General features: G+C 73.9%; 22 protein-coding genes and 2 pseudogenes. 14 read left to right on the forward strand and 10 right to left on the reverse strand.

All coding sequences use genetic code 11. The annotated features are described in order from the left end of the window. Nucleotides 1-153: 153 nt before the first annotated feature. Entirely contained in the window at nt 154-939 is a 786-nt protein-coding gene (locus OG370_RS11710) for a site-2 protease family protein (RefSeq protein ID WP_443060861.1), read from the forward strand. A 302-nt stretch (nt 940-1,241) separates the two neighbouring features. Here OG370_RS11710 and OG370_RS11715 read toward each other — a convergent pair whose 3' ends face one another. From OG370_RS11715 to OG370_RS11730, 4 genes are all read right to left on the reverse strand, one after another. Then, complete coding sequence (locus OG370_RS11715) at nt 1,242-1,433, reverse strand: hypothetical protein (RefSeq protein WP_328463304.1); 192 nt, start codon at nt 1,431-1,433, stop codon at nt 1,242-1,244. Between the two features lie 65 nt (nt 1,434-1,498). Beyond that, nucleotides 1,499-2,218, reverse strand: coding sequence for an NADPH-dependent F420 reductase (gene npdG / locus OG370_RS11720; protein ID WP_328463306.1), 720 nt, complete (start codon nt 2,216-2,218; stop codon nt 1,499-1,501). Nucleotides 2,219-2,342: 124 nt separating this feature from the next. Then, nucleotides 2,343-3,659: an MFS transporter gene (locus OG370_RS11725; RefSeq protein WP_443060652.1), complete on the reverse strand. Its 1,317-nt coding sequence runs from the start codon at nt 3,657-3,659 to the stop codon at nt 2,343-2,345. 297 nt (nt 3,660-3,956) lie between these two features. Next, nucleotides 3,957-4,151, reverse strand: coding sequence for a hypothetical protein (locus OG370_RS11730; protein WP_328463308.1), 195 nt, complete (start codon nt 4,149-4,151; stop codon nt 3,957-3,959). Nucleotides 4,152-4,269: 118 nt separating this feature from the next. Here OG370_RS11730 and map point away from each other — a divergent pair, with 118 nt between their 5' ends. Beyond that, nucleotides 4,270-5,127 carry a type I methionyl aminopeptidase gene (map, locus tag OG370_RS11735; protein ID WP_328463310.1) on the forward strand — a complete coding sequence of 286 codons (858 nt, stop codon included), beginning with the start codon at nt 4,270-4,272 and terminating at the stop codon, nt 5,125-5,127. 61 nt (nt 5,128-5,188) lie between these two features. After that, entirely contained in the window at nt 5,189-6,181 is a 993-nt protein-coding gene (locus tag OG370_RS11740; protein ID WP_328463312.1) for a hypothetical protein, read from the forward strand. Nucleotides 6,182-6,232: 51 nt separating this feature from the next. On the opposite strand, the gene OG370_RS11745 is transcribed toward OG370_RS11740, so the two are convergent. Then, nucleotides 6,233-7,003, reverse strand: coding sequence for a bifunctional DNA primase/polymerase (locus tag OG370_RS11745; RefSeq protein WP_328463314.1), 771 nt, complete (start codon nt 7,001-7,003; stop codon nt 6,233-6,235). A gap of 224 nt (nt 7,004-7,227) precedes the next feature. Between OG370_RS11745 and OG370_RS11750 the strand changes: the two genes are divergently transcribed. The 3 genes and pseudogenes from OG370_RS11750 (at nt 7,228) to OG370_RS11760 (ending at nt 9,404) form a co-directional block, all read left to right on the forward strand. Continuing rightward, nucleotides 7,228-7,878, forward strand: coding sequence for a biliverdin-producing heme oxygenase (locus OG370_RS11750; protein WP_328474018.1), 651 nt, complete (start codon nt 7,228-7,230; stop codon nt 7,876-7,878). Nucleotides 7,879-8,230: 352 nt separating this feature from the next. Next, nucleotides 8,231-8,566 (forward strand): annotated as a pseudogene (locus OG370_RS11755) (iron chelate uptake ABC transporter family permease subunit); the annotation flags it as partial. Further along, nucleotides 8,560-9,404, forward strand: a pseudogene (locus OG370_RS11760) (heme ABC transporter ATP-binding protein). The pseudogenes OG370_RS11755 and OG370_RS11760, both read left to right, overlap by 7 nt. Nucleotides 9,405-9,446: 42 nt before the next feature. Here OG370_RS11760 and OG370_RS11765 read toward each other — a convergent pair. Beyond that, entirely contained in the window at nt 9,447-9,896 is a 450-nt protein-coding gene (locus tag OG370_RS11765) for a hypothetical protein (protein WP_328463316.1), read from the reverse strand. 227 nt (nt 9,897-10,123) lie between these two features. Between OG370_RS11765 and OG370_RS11770 the strand changes: the two genes are divergently transcribed. Beyond that, nucleotides 10,124-10,669 (forward strand): AAA family ATPase, encoded by a 546-nt coding sequence (locus OG370_RS11770; RefSeq protein ID WP_328463318.1) that lies wholly within the window; start codon nt 10,124-10,126, stop codon nt 10,667-10,669. 15 nt (nt 10,670-10,684) lie between these two features. Here the strand turns inward: OG370_RS11770 and sigJ are convergent, their stop codons facing one another. Next, nucleotides 10,685-11,626, reverse strand: a complete 942-nt coding sequence (gene sigJ, locus OG370_RS11775) for an RNA polymerase sigma factor SigJ (RefSeq protein WP_328463320.1) — start codon at nt 11,624-11,626, stop codon at nt 10,685-10,687. A gap of 160 nt (nt 11,627-11,786) precedes the next feature. On the opposite strand from sigJ, the gene OG370_RS11780 reads away from it, so the two are divergent. Continuing rightward, nucleotides 11,787-12,443 carry an LUD domain-containing protein gene (locus tag OG370_RS11780; protein WP_328463322.1) on the forward strand — a complete coding sequence of 219 codons (657 nt, stop codon included), beginning with the start codon at nt 11,787-11,789 and terminating at the stop codon, nt 12,441-12,443. Between the two features lie 360 nt (nt 12,444-12,803). After that, nucleotides 12,804-13,625 (forward strand): dimethylargininase, encoded by an 822-nt coding sequence (gene ddaH / locus OG370_RS11785; protein ID WP_443060653.1) that lies wholly within the window; start codon nt 12,804-12,806, stop codon nt 13,623-13,625. 66 nt (nt 13,626-13,691) lie between these two features. On the opposite strand, the gene OG370_RS11790 is transcribed toward ddaH, so the two are convergent. After that, nucleotides 13,692-14,396 carry a TetR/AcrR family transcriptional regulator gene (locus OG370_RS11790; protein WP_328463324.1) on the reverse strand — a complete coding sequence of 235 codons (705 nt, stop codon included), beginning with the start codon at nt 14,394-14,396 and terminating at the stop codon, nt 13,692-13,694. 103 nt (nt 14,397-14,499) lie between these two features. Between OG370_RS11790 and OG370_RS11795 the strand changes: the two genes are divergently transcribed. From OG370_RS11795 to OG370_RS11810, 4 genes are all read left to right on the forward strand, one after another. Continuing rightward, nucleotides 14,500-15,846, forward strand: a complete 1,347-nt coding sequence (locus OG370_RS11795; RefSeq protein ID WP_328463326.1) for an FAD-dependent oxidoreductase — start codon at nt 14,500-14,502, stop codon at nt 15,844-15,846. A gap of 51 nt (nt 15,847-15,897) precedes the next feature. Further along, the gene (locus OG370_RS11800; RefSeq protein WP_328463328.1) at nt 15,898-17,529 is read left to right on the forward strand and encodes a phytoene desaturase family protein; all 1,632 of its coding nucleotides are present in this window, start codon (nt 15,898-15,900) and stop codon (nt 17,527-17,529) included. Then, a complete protein-coding gene (gene corA / locus OG370_RS11805) occupies nt 17,526-18,650 on the forward strand; it encodes a magnesium/cobalt transporter CorA (protein ID WP_328463330.1) in 1,125 nt (374 codons plus the stop codon). The genes OG370_RS11800 and corA overlap by 4 nt, the downstream gene beginning before the upstream one ends. 81 nt (nt 18,651-18,731) lie before the next feature. Beyond that, nucleotides 18,732-19,334 carry a hypothetical protein gene (locus OG370_RS11810; RefSeq protein ID WP_328463332.1) on the forward strand — a complete coding sequence of 201 codons (603 nt, stop codon included), beginning with the start codon at nt 18,732-18,734 and terminating at the stop codon, nt 19,332-19,334. On the opposite strand, the gene OG370_RS11815 is transcribed toward OG370_RS11810, so the two are convergent. Further along, entirely contained in the window at nt 19,309-20,418 is a 1,110-nt protein-coding gene (locus OG370_RS11815; RefSeq protein ID WP_443060654.1) for a small ribosomal subunit Rsm22 family protein, read from the reverse strand. The two genes, OG370_RS11810 and OG370_RS11815, sit on opposite strands and share 26 nt — an antisense overlap. Before the next feature lie 594 nt (nt 20,419-21,012). Between OG370_RS11815 and OG370_RS11820 the strand changes: the two genes are divergently transcribed. Beyond that, entirely contained in the window at nt 21,013-22,434 is a 1,422-nt protein-coding gene (locus tag OG370_RS11820) for a sugar transferase (RefSeq protein ID WP_328463334.1), read from the forward strand. Between the two features lie 113 nt (nt 22,435-22,547). Here the strand turns inward: OG370_RS11820 and OG370_RS11825 are convergent, their stop codons facing one another. Beyond that, complete coding sequence (locus tag OG370_RS11825; RefSeq protein WP_328463336.1) at nt 22,548-23,498, reverse strand: GDP-L-fucose synthase family protein; 951 nt, start codon at nt 23,496-23,498, stop codon at nt 22,548-22,550. Nucleotide 23,499 lies beyond the last annotated feature (1 nt).

A 23,499-nucleotide genomic window follows, 5' to 3' on the forward strand; every position in this document is an offset into this window, starting at 1 on the left:
AACCAGGGCCCGCCGCCGTCCGTTTTGCGGACGTGGCACGTGTCCGAGCCCGCCCGGGATGGCATGATCGGGCGGCATCACACCGCCGACCCGCCCGACGCCGACCACGCCCGCCGACCCCGCCCGCTGATCGCCCCCGCGAGGAGCCCGCACATGACCGTCACCCCGCTGCGCATGACCAGGCGAGGCGAGAACCGCCGGATCAGCCCGGTGTTCCTCGGCATCACCGCGGTGATGGTGGTCTCCGGCTGGGCGGTGTGGGCGGGCTACGCGTCCGACGCCGGCTTCGCGGTGTTCCTGTTCGTCCTGTCCGGCTGGCTCTTCTCGCTGTGCCTGCACGAGTACGCACACGCCCGTACCGCCCTGCACAGCGGCGACACCAGCATCGAGGCCAAGGGCTACCTCACGCTGAACCCGCTGAAGTACGCCAACGCCGCGCTGTCCATCCTGCTGCCGCTGATCTTCGTCATCCTCGGCGGCATCGGCCTGCCCGGCGGCGCCGTGCTCATCGAGCGCAACCGCATCCGCGGCCGGCTGCGGCACAGCCTCATCTCGGCGGCGGGCCCGCTCACCAACGTGCTCTTCGCCATCCTGCTGATGCTGCCGTTCACCCTCGGCCTGGCCGACTCCTGGCCGCACGACTTCCAGGCCGCCCTCGGGTTCCTCGCGCTGCTCCAGGTGACCGCGGCCATCATGAACTTCCTGCCCATCCCCGGCCTGGACGGCTACGGCGTGATCGAGCCGTGGCTGTCCCACGAAGTGCGCCGCCAGGTGCAGCCGTTCGCGCCGTTCGGGATGCTCGCGGTCTTCGGGGTGCTCTACATCCACTCGGTGAACGTCAAGTTCTTCGACGCGATGTACCACGTGATGACGTGGTTCAAGGTGCCGGACTGGATGGCGGGCTACGGCTACTACCTGTTCCAGTTCTGGAAGCACTAGGCCGTGTTTTGGAAGTAGCGCCGTCCGCCCAAAGGGCGGGGCCCGTGGCGTCTGGTGCTCCCCCACAGCCTTCGGCGTGGGGGTGCCCCCAGATCGCAAGGCGGAGGGTTGTCCTCGTAGTGGGCCTACTCGGACAAGCCCGACAACGCTGGGGGCACTCCCCCTGGCTTCGCCGGAGGCACTCCCACCCGCCGAAGGCAGGGGGAGAGCGTGCGTGCCAGGCGCCACGGGATGGGGGCACCTCCCCCGCCGAAGGCAGGGGGGGAGGGACTTCCAAAACACGGCCTAGCCGCGCCGTCGGGTCACCCGGCGGCGCGCTGCCCGGCCGCGGCCGTCAACTTCGCCTTGCGGTAGTAGTACCAGCACATGTTGCTGGTGAGGCCGGCGAGCAGCACCCAGACCACCCCGATCCACTGGCCGTTGACGAAGGACACCACCGCGGCCGCCACGGCCAGCAGGCACACGATCAGGGAGTAGAGGGCGAGGCGGGGCATGGCGGTCGGGCTCCTGTGCTGGTGGGAATGGTCGGGGGCGGCGCGGCCGGGCGGGCCGCCGGACGTCACACGTCGGTGACGCGCAACCCGGCGTGGGCCTTGTAACGGCGGTTCACGGAGATCAGGTTGGCCACCAGGGACTCGACCTGGTGGGCGTTGCGCAGCCGCCCGGCGAACACGCCGCGCATACCGGGGATACGGCCGGCCAGCGCCTGCACGAGGTCGGTGTCGGCGCGGGACTCGCCGAGCACCATGACGTCGGTGTCGATCGACTCGACCGCGGGGTCCTGGAGGAGCACCGCCGACAGGTGGTGGAAGGCGGCGGTGACCCGGGAGTCCGGGAGGAGCGCGGCGGCCTGCTGGGCGGCGCTGCCCTCCTCGGGGGTGAGCGCGTAGGCGCCCTGCTTGTCGAAGCCGAGCGGGTTGACGCAGTCGATCACGAGCTTGCCGGCGAGGGGTTCGCGCAGCGCTTCGAGGGTCTTCGCGTGGCCCTCCCACGGGACCGCCACGATCACGATGTCGCTGCGGCGGGCGCACTCCGCGTTCTCGGCGCCCTGGACTCCCGCGGCGCCCTTCTCGCCCGCGGCCAGCTCGGCCGCGGCGGCCTCCGCGCGGGCCGCGTCCCGCGAGCCGATCACCACGGACTGGCCGGCCCGCGCCAGGCGGTAGGCCAGGCCCCGGCCCTGGTCGCCGGTTCCGCCCAGCACTCCCACCGTCAGCGCCGACACGTCCGGGAGGGCCCAGGGGTCCTTGGCGGCGGGCTTCTTCACATCGTCAGCGGTCATGCGGCCCATCTTCGCACCGCCCCGCCCCCGCAGGTGCCTGCGCCTCCCGGACAGTAACGGACGGCACAGCGGCGGACGGCGGGCGGACCGCGGCGGTCATGCCGCGGGCGGCGGCGCCCGGCGGCTACCCCGAAAGGACGGGGCGGTCGGCGGGGCCGGCGGCGTCGACCGGGGCCGCGTCCCGCGAGTCGTAGGACATCAGCGCGGGCAGCGCCAGCGCCAGCAGGCCCACCGAGGCGACACAGGCCAGCCCGCCGGACCAGACCGAGGTCCGCGCGGAGCTGACCGCGGCGACACCGCCGGAGCGGACCTGGCCCAGTTGCGGCCCGGTGGAGTACGACAGCAGCTCGATCCCGGCCAGCCGGCCGCGCAGGCCGTCCGGGATGGTCGCGTTCCACATGGTGGAGCGGCCGATACCGCTGACCATGTCACAGGCGCCGGCCGCGGCGAGGAACACCAGCACCAGCCAGATCCGGCCCGACCAGCCCGCGCAGACCATCGCCAGCCCCCAGCCCGCCGCCGCGGCCACCACCATCCGCCCGTGCCTGCGCACCCGCGAGGCCCACCCGCTGGTGAGGCTGACCAGCAGCGACCCCACCGATCCGGCCGCGTACATCAGGCCGAGCGACCAGCGCGCGTGCAGGTCGTCCGCGAGGAAGGGGAAGATCGCCGCCGGGTAGGCGAAGAACATCGCGACCATGTCGATCAGGTACGTGCCCAGCAACTCCTTGCGGCTCCAGGCGTACCGCGCCCCCTCGGCGATCCCCCGCAGCGACGGCGGGCGGGCGTCGTGCGCGGCGGGCGAGCGGCGCAGCCCCAGGGCGAGGAGGACCGAGACGGCGAAGGTCACCGCGTCGATGCCGTAGGACCAGCCGAGGCCCGCGTACGCGATCACCAGGCCCGCGACGGAGGGGCCCGCGATGGCCCCGATCTGCCAGCGCAGGGCGTTCAGCGACGCGGCCGCCGCGAGCTGGTCGCGGGGCACGATGCGCGGCACGATCGCGTCGAGCGCGGGCCGCTGGAGCCCGGCCAGCGCGCTGGACAGCGCCGCGCCCGCGTACAGCGGCCACACCGCGGGATGCGGGGCCGATGTGTTGAGCAGCAGGCCCACCACCAGCAGGCCCTGCGCCGCCTCCGCCCCGACGATCAGCGTCTTACGGTCCACCGCGTCGGCGAGCGCGCCCCCGTAGAGGCCGAACACGATCAGCGGCACCAACTCCACCGCGCCCACCGCACCCACCGCGACCGCGGAACCCGTCAGCTCCTTGATCTGCACCGGCAGCGCGACCATCGTCAGAAAACTGCCGAAGTTCGTCACCACCCCCGCCGACCACATCAGCCGGAAGTCCCGCGAGGTGCGCCAAGGCGCGAGATCGGGCAGAAGCCCCTTCACTTTCACCCGCGCGAATCTGCCCGCCCCACCACTCCCCCGGCAACGCATTTTCCGGTAACGGCGCGACAAACACCCACCGATGTGACGCGGCGAGGCACGGAAGAGCCGCACACACCCAGGGGCGCGGGGAACTGCGCGACAAGCCACCCACCGGACTGCGGCCGAGCGAGGACCCCAACTAGAACGGCGAGCAGCCGAGCGAGGCACGGAGATGCCGCACACACCCAGGGGCGCGTGGGGGCACCTCCCAGGCGAAGCTCTGGGGGAGAACGCCGCGACAAGCCACCCACCCACCGCAAGGTCCCGCAACTACGAGAACACCCCACCCGGGCGGGTCACCGCCACCTACTCCCGGGAGTCCCACTCGTCGTTGCGCTCAGCCACCCGCTCCATCGCGTGCTCGGCCTCCCCCTTGGTCGCGTAAGGGCCGAACCGGTCCTTGGAGGGGCAGTCCGGCCCCTCCTCGACCCGCTTGTGCTTGAGGCAGTAGAACCACTCCCCCGGCTTCCCCGCGGGCTTGTTCGCCTTGTGAAAGGCCATCGCGCTCTCCTTCTCGCTCACCGGCGGGTGCGGGCCGCCCGGCCCGGCCGAGCCCCTCCCGTTGCCGGGCGCAGCCCCTTCCCATCGTGCCCGATCTCCCGTGGATACACTCGTCGGCATGTCTGGTCAGTCGCTGGTCGTACCCGGCACCCTCTCCCCCGCCCGCCAGGTGCCCGGGGCGATCCCGCGCCCCGAGTACGTGGGCAAGCCGGGGCCGACCCCGTACACGGGTCCCGAGGTGCAGGACGAGGAGACCGTCGAACGGATGCGGATCGCCTCGCGGATCGCCGCGCAGGCGATGGAGGCGGCGGCGAAGGCCGTGGCGCCCGGGGTGACCACGGACGAGCTGGACCGGATCGCCCACGAGTACATGGTCGACCACAAGGCGTACCCGTCGGACCTGGGCTACCGCGGCTTCCCGAAGTCGCTGTGCACCTCGGTCAACGAGGTGATCTGCCACGGCATCCCGGACTCGTCGGTGCTGCGGGACGGCGACATCGTCAACCTGGACGTGACCGCGTACATCAACGGCGTGCACGGCGACTGCAACGCGACGTACTTCGTCGGGGACGTGGACGAGGAGTCGCGGCTGCTGGTGGAGCGCACCCGGGAGGCGCTGGACCGCGCGATCAAGGCGGTGCGGCCGGGCCGCCGGATCAACGTGATCGGGCGGGTGATCGAGTCGTACGCGAAGCGCTTCGGGTACGGCGTGGTGCGCGACTTCACCGGGCACGGCATCCACACCGCCTTCCACTCGGGCCTGGTGATCCCGCACTACGACGACCCGCGGGCGACCACGGTGATGCAGCCGGGGATGACCTTCACCATCGAGCCGATGCTGACGCTGGGCACGTACGAGTACGACCTGTGGGAGGACGGCTGGACGGTCGTCACCAAGGACCGCAAGCGGACTGCCCAGTTCGAGCACACGCTGGTCGTGACGGCCGAAGGAGCCGAGGTACTCACGCTCCCTTGACGGGCGGCGCCCGGTAGGGTTTGCGGCGATCCCACCGGGTACGAAGGAGAGCCGACGCGCCATGATCCGCCGCAGGTTGTGCCTCGGGGCCGCCGCCATCGCGCTGACCGTGCCGCTGGCCGGTTGCGTGACGGTGCACGGCGAGCGCGCACTCATCCCGTCGATACGGCCCGCCGAGGCGGCCAAGGTGCTGGCGAACTTCGCCACGCAGAACAACAAGGCGACCAAGTCGTACGACGAGCAGGCGATCGCGGCCATCGAGGCCGGGCCGCTGGGCACGATCGACCAGGCCGGGGTGCGGGCCAAGCACGCCAACAACCCCCAGGGGAACGAGGATTACTCGGCGCTGAAGTTCTCCCACGCGAAGTTCCTCATCCCCGAGCAGCGCGGCTGGCCGAAGTTCTTCGTGGCGGAGGCGCAGACCGACCGCAACGGCGACTCGCGCTGGCTGCTGGCGTTCCGCCGCGGCGGCCCCGACGAGCCGTGGATGGCGGACTTCCTGGGGGTGGCCACGCCCGACGCGCTGCCGCACTTCGCGGTCGACAAGCACGGCCACGCCGAGGCGTTGCCGCTGGCGGGCACCGATCTGCAGGTCCAGCCGGGGCAGTTGAGCGCGCAGTACACCGACTACCTGGACAGCGGGAAGGACGACGGGAAGAACGGGGCCGGCACGGCACGGCTGTTCACGGACGGGCCGGCCACCTCCGGCCTCAAGACGAGCCACGAGAAGTCCGCGCGGACCGCCAACACCGTGACCCAGTACGCCGATCAGCCCGACATCTCCGGCGACTTCGCGCCCGTCGCGCTGCGCACCACCGACGGCGGCGCGATCGTCTTCTTCGGCTCGCGCCACCAGTCCCGGGCGACCTTCCGTGCGGGGTACCAGCTCACGCTCGACAAGGACACGAAGGCGCTCACCTCGGGCACTCCCACGACGTCGATCACCCTCACCCGCGTCGCCCAGAACATGGTGGCCGTGCCGCCGAAGAAGGCCGGCGCGAAGGTGACGTTCCTCAGCAGCCTGACGGGACTGGTCTCCGCGAAGGGAGAGTAGGTGGGTGCCCCTGGGTGAGTGCGGCTCGCCGCGGGCTTGCCCGGGGTTCGCTCAGCGGCCCCACGCGACGGACTCGGGCTCGAACTCGTAGCCGAACTGGGCGCAGGCGTCGGTGAGGACGGCGAGTACGGGCAGCGGGTCGGGCAGCGGCAGGTCGGGGCCGTGGCCGTCGAGCCACTGGACGGAGTTCCCGGAGGGCAGCCGCGCGGGCGGCAGCAGGACGTAGCTGCCGCGGCAGTGCCAGCGGATGCCGGGGTGCTCGTCGGCGGTCTCGGGGTGGCTGTCCAGCTCGCAGGGCCACCACTCGTCCTCGTCGGCGGGGGTGCCGCGGGTCGCGGTGAAGAACATCAGCCGGTCCTCGCCGTAGGCGGCGACCGGCCCGATCGTGGCGGCGTCGACGGTCAGCCGCTCCAGGGCGAGCCGGCCCGCGTCCGCGGGGACGTCGAGCACGTCGTGGCCGATGCCGGTCGCGGTGACGAAGTTCGCCAGCGGGTTGGTGCGCAGCCAGTCCTCGACGCGCTGCGGCTCGGTGGACGCCTGGGTCTGCCAGGCCAGCGAGATCGGGTGCAGGCCCGGGATGGGGCAGCCGATCCGCTCGCAGGAACAGCCGAAGCCCTCGGGGTGGGCGGCGGGCACCAGCCGGAAGCCGGCCTGGGCGGCGGCCCGGGTCAGTTCGTCGCGCCGCGGGTCGGGCACGGAGGGGCGGGAGCGGGAGCCGCGGGCGGAGCGCGGCGCCCGGGCGGGGCGGGCGGCGGTCGAGGAGGACGACCCACTGTCCGCGCCTCGGCGCAACCAGCCGGACAACCTGTTCCTGCCTGCCATCGAGCTCCTTCCCTCGCCCCCGGGGCCACCGGCGGTACTCGACACGGTACGCCCACGGTGGAGGCCATCCTGCCTCCTGGCTGGATTGAACAGCCACTCGGGGTGGAAGTGTTCCCGTGCAACCTTTACCGACGGGGTGTCGGCAAGGTCTTGACGAAAGAAGTTAGGCAAGCCTTACTTAGGTGGACCTGAGTCCCCGCCCGACCGATGTTCAGGAGTTCACCTTGTCGCCGCTGCCCGTCGCCGCCCCCTTCTCCACCGTCATCCGCACCGCGAGCCAGGACCTGCACACCCAGGTGAACAACACGGAGTTCATGAGCGACATGCTCGGGGGCCGCCTCGGCGTCGAGGCGTACGCCCGCTACACCGAGCAACTGTGGTTCGTGTACCGCGCGCTGGAGGACGGCTCCGCCGCGCTCGCCGACGATCCGGTGGCCGGGCCGTTCCTGTACCCCGAACTCCTGCGGGTGCCCTCGCTGGAGCGTGACCTGGACCACCTGCGCGGTCCCGGGTGGCGGCAGAAGGCGGTCCCGGTGCCGGCCACCGCCGCGTACACCGCGCGGATCGCCGAGGTCGCCGCCAGCTGGCCGGCCGGTTACGTCGCGCACCACTACACCCGCTACCTCGGCGACCTCTCCGGCGGGCAGGTGGTGCGCGACACCGCGCAGAAGACGTGGGGCTTCGACCACAAGGGGGACGGCGTGCGGTTCTACGTCTTCGACGCGATCCCCAACCCGGCCGCCTTCAAGCGGGAGTACCGCACCCTGCTGGACGCGATGCCGCTCGACGCCGCCGACCAGGACCGCGTCATCGCCGAGTCCCGCCTCGCCTTCACCTTCAACGGCTCCCTGCTGGCGGAGCTCGCGGGCGCCTGACCCCCCGGGGTGCCCCGTCCTGTCGGCTGAGGGACCACCTGCCGGTGGGGGCTTGTCGCGCAGTTCTCCCTTAGAGCTTCGCCTGGGAGGTGCCCCCACGCCCGCGCACGGATGTGGTGCTGCGCGAACTGGCCGACGGAATACGGAAGTCGGCGACGTGACGGCCCGGCAGGACGAGGCGCCGGCGGTCGCGGTGGCCACCGTCCGCCCGGCCGCCCGCCGGCACCCCCGGCCCACGTCACCCGGAGCGGCGGGTCGTTCGGTGGGGGCACGTACGCGTACGGGTGCCGCCGGCGCATATGGCGGCAGGTCAGCGGTGGTCCCGTACAGCCCCCTTGTTGCAGAAGCGGATATGGCCGCGGATACGGCCGTCGGTCCACTCGCGTGCATCGCGGAACCCTCCGAACTGCCGTATCCCACACGCCGGTTGGCCGCTGTCCGGCCCGGCGTCGCGCGGCGCGAGGCCGTACTCGGCACGGCGCTGTCCGTCGGACTGGTGCTGCTCGCGCTGCTGTCGGTCGGCGTGGGGGCGTACCACATCGGTACCGGGGACGTCGTGGCGTCGGTGGCGCACCGGATCGGGCTCGGCGGCCACCGGCTGGACCGGGTCGGCGAGTCCGTGCTGTGGGACGTGCGGGTGCCACGGGTGGTGCTCGCGGTGCCGGTCGGGGCGTCGCTCGGCTGCGCGGCGGACCGGCCGGTACGGGGCTCTTCCCGCGCCGGCCCGCACCTCCGGACCCGGCCCGGCCCGGCGACGTGCTCGCCGGGGCCCGCGCGCTGCGGGTACGGCTCGGCGCGCGATCGGTGCTGAAGGACGTGTCGCTGGCCGTACCCGCCGGGGAGGTGCTGGCCCTGGTCGGCCCGAACGGCGCGGGCAAGTCCACGCTGCTGGCCGCGCTCGCGGGCGACCTGCCGGCCGCGGCGAGGTGCTGGTCGGCGGCGCGCCCGTAGCGAGCTGGACGCCGGCGCAACTCGCGCTGCGCCGGGCGGTGTTGCCGCAGTCCGCGCCGCTCGCCTTCCCGTTCACGGTCGACCGGGTGGTCCGGATGGGGCGGGCGCCCTGGGCCGGGCGCGGCGCCGGCGACGGCACCGGCGACGACGATGCCGCGGTCGCCGGCGCGATGGCGGCCACCGGCGTCCACGCCCTGTCCGGGCGGCCGTATCCGGCGCTGTCCGGCGGCGAGCGCGCCCGCGTCGCCCTCGCGCGCGTCCTGGCCCAGCAGGCGCCGCTCCTCCTCCTGGACGAGCCGACCGCGGCGATGGATCTGCGCCACCAGGAACTCGTCCTGCGCGTCTGCCGCGATCAGGCCGCCGCCGGCCGCGCCGTCGTGGTCGTCCTGCACGACCTCGGGCTCGCCGCGGCGCACGCCGACCGCGTCGCCGTGCTGTCCGCCGGCCGCCTCACCGCCCACGGCTCCCCCGCCCGCGTCCTCACGGCCGCCCTGCTCACCCGGGTCTACCAGCACCCGGTGGAGGTCTTCCGCCACCCCCGCACCGGCCTGCCGGTGGTGCTGCCGCGCCGGTAGCCCATGGTGGGGAGGCAGTGCCTGCCTCGGGCCCCGCGCTGGTCAGGCGCCCGCGCCCCGCTGGTCGTAGGCACTCGCGATCGCGTGGATCTCGCCGCGCGCCTGGAGGGTGATCTCGTTGCCGTCGTCGAGGATGATCCGCACGTCCTGCCAGGTGCGGCCGCCCTCCACCCGCAGCCCCGTGATGCGGGACAGCGGCACCGAACCGAGGTGGTCGTGCACCTGGTTGAGCATCGGGTCCGCCTTCCACACGTGCAGGGCGTCCGCCGTGATCCCCAGCACCATGGCCGCGTCCATCGGCACGTCGGTGGCATCGGTGATCTTGCGGGCCGCCGATCGGGCCGCGGGCCTGGCGACCAGGTAGTTGCCGAGCGGCGTGAGCATGCGAGCGGGGCTGAGCGCGGTGTTCAGCCGCGCGTACGCCGCCGCTTCGAGCTTCTCTCCCAGTTGCGCCGACAACGTGGTGGTCAGCTCGCTGTCCTTGATGTGCATGAGTTGCTTCTCCTACTCCCCGGTCCTGTGCACGCCCGACGGGCCGCAGGCGGGATCGCCAGCACCGGCGGAAGGGAGCATAGTCATGGTCATCACCCCTTGTGAAAAAAGGAGTTGGCCTGCCGTGTCGGCTCCTCGCGATCACCGAACCTGCTCCTCGGCAGATCCGTCGGGGGCGTGGCGAGACGTTTCGTGTCCACTCGGCCGGACAAGACGGAGGCAAACAGGTGCGGGAACTCGGTTCCGCGGTCGTGCTCGTCACCGGCGTCATGGCGTCCGGGAAGTCCACCGTCGCCCAACTGCCGGCCGAGCGGCTGGCGCGCTCCGTGCACCTGCGCGGCGACGGCTTCCGGCGGATGATCGTCTCCGGGCGCGAGGAGTTCACCCCGCGGCCGAGCACCGAGGCAACGGCCCAACTGCGGCTGCGCCACCGGGCGTCCGCCGCGGTCGCGGACCTGTACGCGCGGGAGGGCTGGACGGTGATCGTCCAAGACGTCGTGCTCGGCGGCCACTTGGACACCTACCTCGACGCCGTGACGACCAGGCCCCGGTATCTGGTCGTCCTCGCGCCCCGCCCCGACGCGGTCGCCATGCGGGAGGCCGACCGCCCCAAGAACGGCTACGGCGGCCCCTGGACGATCGACGCTTTGGACGAGGCGCTGCGCCGGGACACCCCGCGCCGCGGGCTCTGGCTGGACACGTCGCACCAGACCCCCCACCAGACCGTGGACCAGATCCTCACCGGCCTCGACGCGGCCCGCGTCGCCGGCTGAGAACGGGCCCGCACGTCAACTCGGTTTCCAGGAGCGGAGCTTCTCCGGGTTGCGGACGACCCAGATCCGCCTGATCCGGTCGTCCGCGACGTCGAACGCGAAGACCGTGACGGCGCGGCCGCGTTGGAGGGCGACCAGCCCGGGCCGGCCGTTGACCGTGCGTTCCAGGAAGGTCATGTCGTCGGGCCGGCGGCGGGCGATCTCGATCCACGCGCGGGCGATCCGCCCGGCGCCTTCGATCGGCCGCACGAAGGTCGCGGCGAGGCCGCCGCCGTCGGCGGTCGCGGTGGCGTCGGGGTCGAGCAGGGAGATCAGCGCGCCGATGTCCTTGGCCTCCCACGCCTGCTTGAAGTCCCTGACGACAAGGGTGCGTTCGGCGGACGCGGTCGTGGAGGGCCGCGAGGCGCGGACCCGGCGGCGGGCCGAGGAGGCCAACTGCCGGCAGGCCGCCGGCGTACGGCCGACGATGCCGGCCACCTCCGCGAACGAGTACCGGAAGACGTCGTGCAGGACGAACGCGACGCGCTCGGCCGGAGTCATCGCTTCGAGCACGACCAGGAGGGCCAGATCCACCGACTCGTCCAGGGTGACCCGGTCGGCCGGGTCCACCTCGGCCGCCGCGCCCGGCCGCCCGTCGATCCACTCCGTACGGTCCGGCAGCGGCTCGGGGAGCCACTCGCCCACGTAGGTCTCCCGCCGGGCCCGCGCCGAGCCGAGCAGGTTGAGGCAGATCCGGCCGGCGACCGTCGTCAACCAGGCGCCGGGGGACGCGATGGCCTCCTGCTGCCGCGGCGACATGGCGTACCAGCGCGCGAAGGTCTCCTGGACGGCGTCCTCGGCCTCGGCCAGCGAGCCCAGCAGCCGGTAGGCCAGGTTGACCAGCCGGCGCCGCTCGCTCAGGAACGCGTCCAGGCCCGGATCGGGCCGGCCGTGTACTCGCCCGGTTCGGGTGGTCATGGTGCCGACGGCTCCCTCGGTTCGTCTCCGTCCTCCCCTTTACGACAACACAGCCCGCCGGAGTGTGAGGCCGGTGCCGCCGCCTCACACTCCGGCGGCCCGCGTTGTCGAACCGCTGAGAGGGACACCCCTTCCGGCGAGCAGAGAGTCCACCGACATCATGACCGCAGCGACATCCGCAACATCCGCGACGCCCGAAATACCCGCGACGCCCTTCGCCGAAGCGGCACCCGCCCAGCGCCTGGAGCGGGCCGCCGCCGCGCTGGCCGCACACGGTTTCACCGTGGAGATCCTCGACGACGCCGCCGCCGCGCGCGCCCGCGTCGAAGAGCTGATCCCGGAGGGCGCCGGCGTGTTCACCGCCGCCAGCGAGACCCTCCGCCTGTCCGGCATCGACGACGACATCAACGCGGGTGGACGGTACGACGCCGTCAAGCCACGCGTCCTCGCGATGGACCGCGTCACCGGCGCCGACGACATCCGGCGGCTGCTCGCCGTCCCCGACGTCATCGTGGGCAGCGTCGCCGCGCTCACCGAGACCGGCTCCCTCGTGATCGCCTCCGGCAGCGGCAGCCAACTGCCCGCTTACGCCGGCGGCGCCGCCCGCGCGATCTGGGTCGTCGGTGCGCAGAAGGTCGTCCCCGACCTCGACACCGCGCTGCGCCGCGTCGAAGAGCACTGCCTCCCGCTGGAAAGTGCCCGCACCCGCGAGGCGTACGGGTGGCCCAGTGCCGTCAACCGCGTTCTCGTCCTCAACGCGGAACACCTCCCCGACCGCGGCACCGTCCTCCTCCTCCGCGAAGCGATCGGGTTCTGACCCTCCGGGGTGGTGCGTTCTGTCGGTTCGGGGACCACCCCTCGGTGGTGGGCTGGTCGCGCAGTTCTCCCCCAGAGCTTCGCCTGGGAGGTACCCCCACGCGCCCCTGGATATGTGCGGCTCCCACCGTGCTTGCCGCAGGAGGACCCGCAGTATGCAAGGGGCGCGGGGAACTGCGCGACAAGCCCACCACCGGCAGGTGGTCCCTCGGCCGACAGAACGGGGCACCCGGGCGGGTCAGGGGCACCCGAATGAGCGCACAATGCACTCGTAGGACCCCGCGTCCTCCCTCGGGCCGACCGTCCGACGGGAGGGCGCTCGTGCAAGTCAGGCACTCACCCATCCCCCGAGGAGCCCCCATTGCGCATCGCGACGCCCCGCCGGTACCTGATGTGCCCACCGGCGCACTACCGAGTGACGTACAGCATCAACCCCTGGATGGACCCGAAGAAACCGGTGGACCCGGCGCTCGCCCTGTTCCAGTGGGAGGACCTGCGCGACCGCTACCGCGCGCTCGGCCACACCGTGGAGGTGATGGACGCGCTGCCCGACCTGCCCGACATGGTCTTCGCGGCGAACGGCGCCACGGTGGTGGACGGCCGGGTGCTGGGCGCGCGGTTCGCCAACCCGGAGCGGACCGCCGAGGCCCCCGCGCACCTCGCCTGGTTCCGCGCCCACGGCTACCCCGACATCCGTGAACCGGACCACGTCAACGAAGGCGAGGGCGACTTCGCGGTGACGTCCTCCTGGCTGCTGGCCGGGCAGGGCTTCCGCAGCAGCCCGCTCGCGCACGACGAGGCGCAGGAGTTCTTCCGCTGCCCGGTGATCAGCCTCGAACTCACCGACCCCCGCTACTACCACCTCGACACCGCGCTGGCGGTGCTCGACGACACGGCCGACGAGATCATGTACTACCCGGGCGCCTTCACCCCGGGCAGCCGCGCCGTCCTCGAACGCCTCTTCCCGGACGCCCTCCTGGCCACGGAGAAGGACGCCGCGGTCCTCGGGCTCAACGCGGTCGGCGACGGCCGCAACGTCCTGCTGCCGCGCGCCGCGAAGGGCCTGCACACGCCGCTGCGGAGCCGCGGGTTCGTCCCGGTGCCGGTCGACATGTCGGAGTTCCACAAGGCCGGCGGCAGCGTCAAGTGCTGCACGATGGAGCTGCGCCCGCCGACCGGCTGACCCGGCGACGACCGAACCGGCTCAACCGGCTGACCCCGGCGGCCGGTTCAGGCGTCGGCAGCCGGTTCAGGCGTCGGGCGCGGCCTCACCCAAGGCACCGCGCAGCAGTTCACGGAAACCGCGCCGCAACTCCTCCCTGCTGGGGGCGGCGGCGTGGTGACCGCCCACCGCGCAGGAGAAGAGCATGCCCTCGGACCAGGCGGTCAACGACAGTGCGTGCCGCTCGGGTTCGGCCGAGCCGGCCGCGGCCATCATCGCCGCCAGCGGCTCCTGGAACCGCCGCCCGGCCGCGTCGTAGACCTCGCGCAGCTCCGGCCGCCGGGTGGCTTCGAGCGCGAGTTCGTACCGGCTGACCAGCAGGGCGCGGTGGCGGGTGAGGTAGCGGTGCAGGGCGAGGGAGAGGGCGTCGGCCATCAGGTCCGCCGGCGTACCGGCCGCCGCCGCCGTGTCGGCCTCCCCCCGCGCACCCGCCCGCTCCCCCGAGCCCGCCCCGGCCTCCGGGCCCGCTCCCGGGTTCTCCCCCGGCGCGGGCGTGCCCGGGGGCAGTTCGCTCAGCGCCAGCACCGACGCCTCACGCTCGGCCAGCCGCCGTACCGCCGTTTCGAGCAGCGCCAGGCGGGTGCGGGCGTGGTTGGAGGTCGAGCCCTGGGGCAGCCCGGCCGCCTCGTCCACGGCACGGTGGGTGAGCCCGCGCATGCCGCGTTCGGCGAGCAGGGTCAGCGCGGTGTCGGCGACGAGGTCGGCGCGCGCGGCGGCGGAGTGGCTGGCCATGCCCCATCTCTACCACCTCCACTACATCCGTAGTACGGTGAGCCGTCTCCACTACAGCTGTAGTGAACGGGGGTCCGGCCCCGGTCGGGACAGGAGGAGAGACATGTCCACTGCGCACGCCGTCGTCATCGGCGGCGGCATCGGCGGGCTCACCGCCGCGCTCGCGCTGCACCTGCGCGGCTGGCGGACCACCGTCCTGGAGCGGGCCGACACGCTCGCGCCGGTCGGCGCCGGCATCGCGCTCGCGCCCAACGGGCTACGGGCCTTCGACACGGTCGGCCTCGGCGCGGAGCTGCGCGCGCTGGGCGCGTGGCAGGGCGACGGCGGGATGCGCGGCCCCTCCGGCCGCTGGCTCGCCCGGACCAGCAGCGCGGCTGCCGCCGAGCGGTTCGGCGGGCCGATCGTGCTGGTGCACCGCGCGGACCTGATCGGGCGCCTCGCCGCGCGACTGCCGTCCGGCGCCCTGCGGACCGGCAGCGCCGCCCAGCTCCTCGACGAGGGCGACCCCGACGGGCGGCCGGCGGTCGTACGCACCGTCGACGACCGCGAGTTCACCGCCGACCTCGTCGTGGCCGCCGACGGCATCCACTCCCCGGCGCGTTCCGCGCTCTTCCCCTCCCACCCCGGGCCCGCGTACAGCGGCTTCACCTCCTGGCGTACGGTCGTCGCCACCCCGGCCGAGCCCTTCGCGCCCCACGAGACCTGGGGCGCCGGCCGCCTCTGGGGCACCCAGCCGCTGGCGGACGGCCGCGTCTACGCGTACGCCGCCGCACTCGCCCCGCCCGGCGGCCACGGCACCGGTCCCGACGGGGAGCGGGGCGAACTGCTGGAGCGGTTCGGGCGGTGGCACCAGCCCGTCCCCGCGATCATCGCCGCCGCGGCGCCCGCGGAGGTCCTCCGCAACGACCTCCACCACCTGCGCGAGCCGCTCCCCGCCTTCCACCGCGGCCGTACGGTCCTGCTCGGCGACGCCGCCCACGCCGCCACCCCCTTCCTCGGGCAGGGCGGCAACCAAGCGGTCGAGGACGCCGTGGTCCTCGCGTATCACCTTGCCGGTGCGGAAACGGGTGCCGCGCTCGCGTCCTACACGGCCGCGCGGCTGGCCCGTACGACCTCCGTCGTCGCCTCCTCCGCCCGAGTGGCCCGGCTCCTCGCCACCCGGCACCGCTCCACCACCCTCCTCCGCGACCTCACCATCGCCGCGGCCTCCCGCGTCTCCCCCACCGCCGCACTCCGCAGCTTCGACCCCATCGCCTCCTGGCACCCCCCCACGGCGCCCCTGACCCGCCCGGCTGCCCCGTCCTGCCGGCCGAGGGACCACCTGCCGGTGGTGGGCTGGTCGCGCAGTTCCCCGCGCCCCTTGGTACGTGCGGCTCGCACCGTGCTTGCGCCGGGGGAGCCGCAGTACCCCAGGGGCGCGCGCAACCACCCACCGACAGGTGGTCCCTGAACCGACAGAACGGGGCAGCCGGGCGGGTCAGGGGCACCGTAGAGTGCCGGGATGGACGTTTCGAGCGATGCGCAGCACGACGCGGTGATCGTGGGCGGCGGCCACAACGGACTGGTGGCCGCCGCATACCTCGCCAGAGCCGGCCGCAACGTGCTGCTGCTGGAGCGCCTGCCGGCAACCGGCGGCGCCGCGGTGTCGACGCGGACGTTCACCGGGGTAGACGCCCGCCTCTCCCGCTACTCGTACCTGGTGAGCCTGCTCCCCCGCAAGATCGTCGACGACCTGGACCTGCGCTTCGCGGTGCGCCGCCGCCGCATCTCGTCGTACACCCCGCACGGCGACAGCGGGCTGCTGGTGGACGCGGAGGACACCGCGCGCACCCGGGAGCAGTTCGCGCGGCTGACCGGCTCGGAGCGGGACTTCGAGGCGTGGCAGCGCTTCTACGCGATGACCGGGCACGTCGCGCGGCAGGTCTTCCCGACGCTGACCGAGCCGCTGCCGACCCGGGCGGAGCTGGAGCGCAGGGTGGGTGATCCGGCCGCGTGGGAAGCGCTGTTCGAACGGCCGCTCGGCGAGACCGTGGAGGCGGCGTTCACCGACGACGTGGTGCGCGGCGTGGTCCTCACCGACGCGCTGATCGGCACGTTCAGCCATGCCCACGACCCGTCCCTGCGGCAGAACCGCTGCTTCCTCTACCACGTGATCGGGGGCGGCACCGGCGACTGGGACGTGCCGATCGGCGGGATGGGCGCGTTCACGGACGCGCTCGCGGCCGCCGCCCGTGCGGCGGGCGCGCGGATCGTGACCGGCGCGGAGGTGACCGGGATCGCGACGGACGGCAAGATCGCGGAAGTGACGTACGAGGACGCCGGGAGCGGCCGGACCCGTACCGTCGCGGCCCGCGACGTGCTGGTCAACGCCTCCCCGGACGCGCTCGCCGGCCTGCTCGGCGCCGAGCGCCCGCCCCGGCCGGAGGGCGCGCAGCTCAAGGTGAACATGCTGCTGCGCCGCCTGCCGCGGCTGCGGGACCGCGCGGTGGACCCGCGGGACGCGTTCGCCGGCACCTTCCATGCCGCCGAGGGCTACGGGCAGTTGCAGACGGCGTACGAGCAGGCGGCGGCCGGGCGGGTGCCGGACGCGCCGCCGTCGGAGATCTACTGCCACTCGCTGACCGACCCGTCGATCCTCTCCCCCGAGCTGGCCGCGACCGGCGCGCACACACTCACCCTCTTCGGGCTGCACGCGCCCGCCCGGCTCTTCGCGGCCGACCCGGAGGGCACCAAGCGGGAGTTGCTGGCCGCGACGCTGGCCCAGCTCGACGCGGTGCTCGCCGAACCGCTGGCGGACTGCCTGGCCACCGACGCGGACGGGCGGCCGTGCCTGGAGGCGAAGTCGCCGCTCGACCTGGAGCGGGAGGTGGGACTGCCGGGCGGCCACATCTTCCACCGCGACCTGTCCTGGCCGTACGCCGACGAGGAGCCGGACGGGGAGAGGGCCGGGGCGGCGGACGGGGGCCGGTACGGTGATACCGGCGCCGATGTGACCCAGGCCACAGGGCGTTGGGGGGTCGGCACCGGATGTGCGAACGTCTTCCTCTGCGGGGCGGGCGCGGTCCGCGGCGGCGGAGTCAGCGGCGTCCCCGGGCACAACGCGGCAAGAGCGGTACTGGAGAAGGCACGATGACGAACAGGCCCGCGGTGATCCACCGCAAGGACGGTTCCCGGCGCGGTTTCGGCCGCCAGTGGCGGCGCACCGGGCGGTGGCACTCCCTCGACGGCGAGGGCGACCTGCCCGAGCAGCGGCGCTGCACGGCCGACGTGGTGGTGGACTGCGCGGTCTACGAGGACGGCTGCCGGGCCGCCTCCCTGCCCCCGCAGCAGGCCCTGGACGAGGCCCGCAAGCGCGGCGGCTTCGCGTGGATAGGGCTGCACGAGCCGGACGCGGAGCACCTGGAGGAGATCGCGGAGGTCTTCGGGCTGCATCCGCTCGCGGTCGAGGACGCCGTCCACGCCCACCAGCGGCCGAAGCTGGAGCGCTACGGCGACACCCTCTTCCTCGTCCTGAAGACCGTCGTCTTCGTCGAGCACGAGAAGCTCACCGCGACCAGCGAGGTGGTCGACACCGGCGAGGTGATGATCTTCCTCGGCCCCGACTTCGTGGTCGTGGTCCGGCACGGCAGCGCGCCCGGCCTGTCCCGGGTCAGGCGCGCCCTGGAGAGCCGCCCGGAGATGCTCGCGCACGGCCCCTCCGCCGTGCTGCACGCCATCACCGACCAGGTCGTCGACGACTACCTCGACGTCGCCGACGCGGTCGAACTCGACGTCGACACCCTGGAGTCCGACGTCTTCTCCCCCGAGCACGGCGACGACGCCAGCCGCATCTACCAACTCAAGCGCGAGCTCATCGAGTTCAAGCGCGCCGTCTTCCCGATGGCCCGGCCGCTGGAACGCCTCACCGAGGGCGCCGACGGCCTGATCAACGCCGAGATGGGCCGCTACTTCCGCGACGTCGCCGACCACCTCTCGCACGTCCGCGAACACCTCATCGCCTACGGCGAGTTGGTGGACGGCCTGCTTTCGGCCAACCTCAGCCAGCTCGCCGTGCAGCAGAACGTCGACATGCGCCGGATCAGCGCGGGCGCCGCGATCCTCGCCATCCCGACGATGATCGCCGGCTTCTACGGCATGAACTTCCACCACATGCCCGAACTCGGCTGGACCTACGGCTACCCGATCATGCTCGGCGTCACCGCCGCCCTGTCCGGCCTGTGCTACCGCGCCTTCCACCGCGTCGGCTGGTTGTGACCGGCCGGAACCGACACCCCGGCCGCTCCCGTCATCCCCGGCAGGACGCCCGGAACCCGCCGGGCCCCTGGGGGAGTTGACATGGCGGAGGAACGGCACGGCGCCAACCAGCTTGCGGCACTTCGGGATTGCACCTCGGCAGCGCCCGACCGTCCCGCCCGCGCACGGGGTTCGGCGGCGTCCGCGCGGGCTGTACGGCGTAGCGGCGCCGCGCTCCTGATCGGCGCCTGCGCGGTCGCGCTCGCCGCGTGCTCCGGGTCCGGCTCGGATACGGGGTCCCCCGCGCGGTCGGCGTCCGGCGCCGCCGGTGCCGCGCCCTCGGTCTCGCGGGCCGCCTCCGCCGCCACCTTGAGCGCCGGCGCCGAGCCCGCCCTCGACCTCGTCGGCCGGTACCGTCCGGCCGGCTATCTCGGCGGGCCGGTCGCCTCGGGCTACGACTGGGCCGCGCACACCGGGGAGGAGATCGCCGAGACGCTGCCCGGCCCGCACCTCTTCCAGATCGCCTGCTCCGGCAGCGGCCACCTCACCGTACGGGCGCGGGGCGGGACGAAGGACGTGGTCTGCGGCGGCGGGGCGGTGGCCGTGCCGTTCCGCGGAAAGCTCGACGCCTTCGTGGACGGCGCGGCCGGCAACAGCGGCGTCTACGCCTGGCGCGTGCTCAGCAGGGGTCGGCGGAGCCCGTAGCGGGGTCCGGCCCGGCCGGCGGCTGGTCCGGCGGCCACGGGTCGCCCCAACAGGCGTCGCGGGCCTCGCGGTAGAGGGGGCCCTGGCGCTTGCTGACGGTGGTGCGGGTGAGGTCGCCGGCGGCGGCGCACAGGTCGAGCAGGACCTGGCCCTTGCGGGTCTGGGGGTGGCGGACGATGCGGTTCGCGGCGGGCACCGCGGCCGAGCCCGTCACCTCGGCGGACCCGGCGGACCCGGCGGAATCCCCCGGCCCGGCGGGACGGGCCGCGGCGACGTAGCTGAACTTCTCGTCCTCGTACGGCAGGGTGCCGCCCTTGACCTGGCGGTGCAGGGCCGAGCGGTGCACGCGCGCGGCGAAGTGGCACCAGTCGGTGCCGGTGACCGGGCACGGACCGCTGTGCGGGCAGGGCGCGAGGACGGTGAACCCGGCGGCGACGAGGCGGTCCCGGGCACCGATGATCCGCGCGTAGCCGTCGGGGGTGCCGGGTTCGGCGACGAGCGCCACGCCCCCGGGCCGGGTCGCCGCGGCGGCGGCCTCGACCAGGGCGGCGCGGTCACCGGGGGTCAGCTCGCCGAGCACGTAGGAGACGGTCACGAGATCGGCGGCGGGCAGGGCGGGCGCGCCGGACAGCGGGGCGCGGGTCCAGGTCGTGGCGCGCACGGACGGCGTCGCGGAGTCCGCGGCGAGCGCGCGGCCGAGGTCGAGGGCGGCCGCCGACCAGTCCAGTACGGTGCCGGCCGGGCCGTCCGCCCCGGGCCAGACGTCTCCGACCGCCCACCGCGCGGCGCCGGTGCCGCCGCCAAGGTCGAGATGCGTGGCCGGGGTCCAGCCGGCGGTACGGACGTGCAGCGCCGCGAGCGCGGAGCGCGCGGCGGCGTACGTGGCGGGCATCCGGTACGCGGCGTAGGCCGCCGCGTCGGCGGCGTCGCGCAGCACGGGCGCGGCGGTCGGCGTGGCGCCGCGGTAGTGCTCGATCAGCCGGTCCACCTGGGCGGACGCCTGGGTCGGGGCGGTGGCGGCGAGCCTGCGGGTGAGCGCGGCGGCGAGATCGTCGGGCAGGTGCACAGTGGGAACGAGAGACACGACATCCAACTGTAAGGGGCGTTCGACCAGGGTTTCTCCCCTTACCGCACCCCTGGCGCCGCGGCCGGTCCCGCGCTATACACCGTCGAGCTGACCGTCTGCGACACGAAGGTCAACTCTGTCATGACATCGACTCGAATATGTGCAATCGGCAGCGGAACGGGCCCTACGTGGCTTAGCGTTCGCTGGTGTCACGGAGCGCCAGCACTTGGGGAAGTGCTGGGGCTCCACGTCGGTCGCGAGGTGCCAGGGGGGTCCATGCGGCGTAGCGAAACAACCTCGGCAACACCTGCCCTGCCCGGAACATCCGTAGACAGTGAGCCACCACCAAGATCCGCGCGCGGCGGCGCACGGCACGCGATAGGCACCAGGGCATCGGCGCGCACCGATGCCCTTGCCGCGCACGCGATGCCGGCCGCGCACGCCACCTCCACCGCGTCCGCCCTTCCCGCTGTTCCCACCGTTCCCGTGTTGTCCGGTGCGCCCGGGCCGCCGCACGCGGCCGGCACGCCCGGAAGACCCGGGGGCGCGCCCGGCGGCTCCTGTCGGGCCCGTGCCGCGCGCGCCCTGCACGGCTGGCACGGCGTCCACCGCGTGCACAGCGCCCACGGCGACAAGGCGCCCTGGTACCTGCCGTTGACGCTGACCGTCGACGCGCTGGGCGCCGCTCTCCCGCTGGCCTCGCTCCTGCACCGCACCGGCCGGCCGCACGCCGCCGTCTGCGGCGCGTTGGCGGCCGCGGCCTGGCTCGCGGTACGCGCCTGCCGCCGCCGCTACACCGCCGCCGCGCTCGGCGAGAGCCGCGGCCTGGCCGCCGTACTCGGCGACTGGCTGGTCCTGCTCGGTGTCCTGGCCGTGCTGCGCACCGCGTTCGAGGAGAACGCGAGCGCGTCCCTGTCCCTCGCCGGGGTCGGCGTCGCACCGCTGCTGGCCACGGCCGCGCGCGCCGTCACCCACCGCCACCTGACCGCCGCCCGGCACTCCGCCCGGGCGGTCCGCAGGGTGCTGGTGATCGGCGAACCGAGCGCCGCCGACCACGTGGTGGGCCACCTCACGGCCAGGACCGGGCACGCCTACGTGGTGGTCGGGGTGGTGCCGGTGGGCGGCGCGAAGCTGGAGTGCGCGGCGCCGGTCACCTCCCGGCTCGGCCCGGTCACGCCCACCGGCCCGGCCGAGGACGCGGGCATCGTGCTGGGCGCGGTCCGCGAGCACCGGGCCGAACTCGTCCTGGTCTCGCCGGGTCCGCGACTGACCGCCGAGCGGCTGCGCCGCCTGTCGTGGGCGCTGCACGACGCGGGCGTGCCGCTCGCCGTGGTGCCGGGCCTGGTGGACGTGGGCCTGGCCCGGATGCGGGTCGACGCGCCCGCGGGCCTCGCGCTGCTGCACATCGCGCCACCGACCCGGGCCGGCACCCCGGTCGCGCTGAAGACCGCGGTGGACCGGACCGGCGCGGCCCTCGGACTGCTGCTGCTCGCCCCGCTGTTCGCGGTGCTGGCCTCCGCGATCCGGCTCACCTCGCCGGGCCCGGCCTTCCACCGGCAGATCCGGTACGGGCGGGCGGGTGCGCCGTTCACCATGTGGAAGTTCCGCACGATGGTGGTCGACGCGGAGTCCCGCAGGCCCGAGTTGGAGCTGTCCGGCGGCAACGAGAACGACGGGCTGATGTTCAAGATGCGCCGCGACCCGCGGATCACCCGGATCGGCCGGGTGCTGCGGCGCTGCTCGCTGGACGAGCTGCCGCAGCTGCTGAACGTGCTGCGCGGCGACATGTCGCTGGTCGGCCCGCGCCCGCCGCTGCCCGACGAGGTGGCCCGCTACGACGAGGTGGCCCGCCGCCGCCTCGCGGTGCGCCCGGGCATCACCGGGCTGTGGCAGGTCAGCGGGCGCAGCGAGCTGTCGTGGGACGAGACGCTGGCGATCGACCTGCGGTACGTCGACAACTGGTCGCTGGCCGGCGACGTGGACGTGATGGCCCGTACCCTGCGGGCGGTCGTCGACGGACGCGGGGCCTACTGATGGAGCGGCCAAGAACCCCGCAAGGGCCCGAGCCCGGCACCGGCCCCGGGCCCACACGCGGAGTACGCGCCGCCGGATCACGCGGCGCCGGCTTACGCGGCGCCGGACCCGGATTACGCGGCGCCGGCGCCCTGTTCGGCCCGCCAGCCCGCGTACACCGACGCGATGCCGTCGCGCAGCGCGATCCGCGGCCGCCAGCCCAGCGACCGCAGCCGGGACACGTCCAGCAGCTTGCGCGGGGTTCCGTCGGGCTTGCCGGTGTCCCAGCCGATGGTGCCGCGGTAGCCGACCACGTCCCTTACCGTCTCGGCGAGTTCGCGGACGGTCAGGTCCTCACCGCAGCCGACGTTGACCGGTTCGTCGGCGTCGTACTCCCGCAGCAGCAGCGCGCAGGCCGACGCGAGGTCGTCCACGTGCAGGAACTCGCGGCGCGGGGTGCCGCTGCCCCACAGCACCAGTTCGGGCAGCCGGTCGCGTTCGGCCTCGTGGAAGCGGCGGATCAGCGCGGGCAGCACGTGCGAGGTGGCGAGGTCGAAGTTGTCGCCGGGGCCGTAGAGGTTGGTCGGCATCGCCGAGACGAACCCGGCGCCGTACTGTCGCCGGTAGGACCGGACCTGGACGATGCCGGCGATCTTCGCGAGGGCGTACGCCTCGTTGGTGGGCTCCAACGGGCCGGTGAGCAGGGCCTCTTCGCGGATGGGCTGGTCGGCCAGCCGAGGGTAGATGCAGCTGGAGCCGAGGAACAGCAGCCGGCGGACGCCGGCTTGGTGGGCGCCGGCGATCACGCTCAACTGGATGCCGAGGTTGTCCTCCAGGAACTGCACCGGGTAGGTCGAGTTGGCCATGATCCCCCCGACCCGGGCGGCGGCCAGCACCACCGCGTCCGGCCGGGTGTCGCGCAGGTAGGCGGCGGTGCCGGCGGCGTCGCGCAGGTCGAGTTCGGCGCGGGTCCGGGTCAGCACCCGGTGGCCGTCAGCGGTCAGCCGGCGGGCGATCGCGGAACCGACCAGCCCGCGGTGGCCGGCGACGAATATCCGGGCGCCGGGCGGCAGCAGTTCGGTCATG

Origin of the sequence: Streptomyces sp. NBC_00448, from assembly GCF_036014115.1 — a bacterium.
In the GTDB taxonomy this organism is placed as follows: Bacteria; Actinomycetota; Actinomycetes; order Streptomycetales; family Streptomycetaceae; genus Actinacidiphila.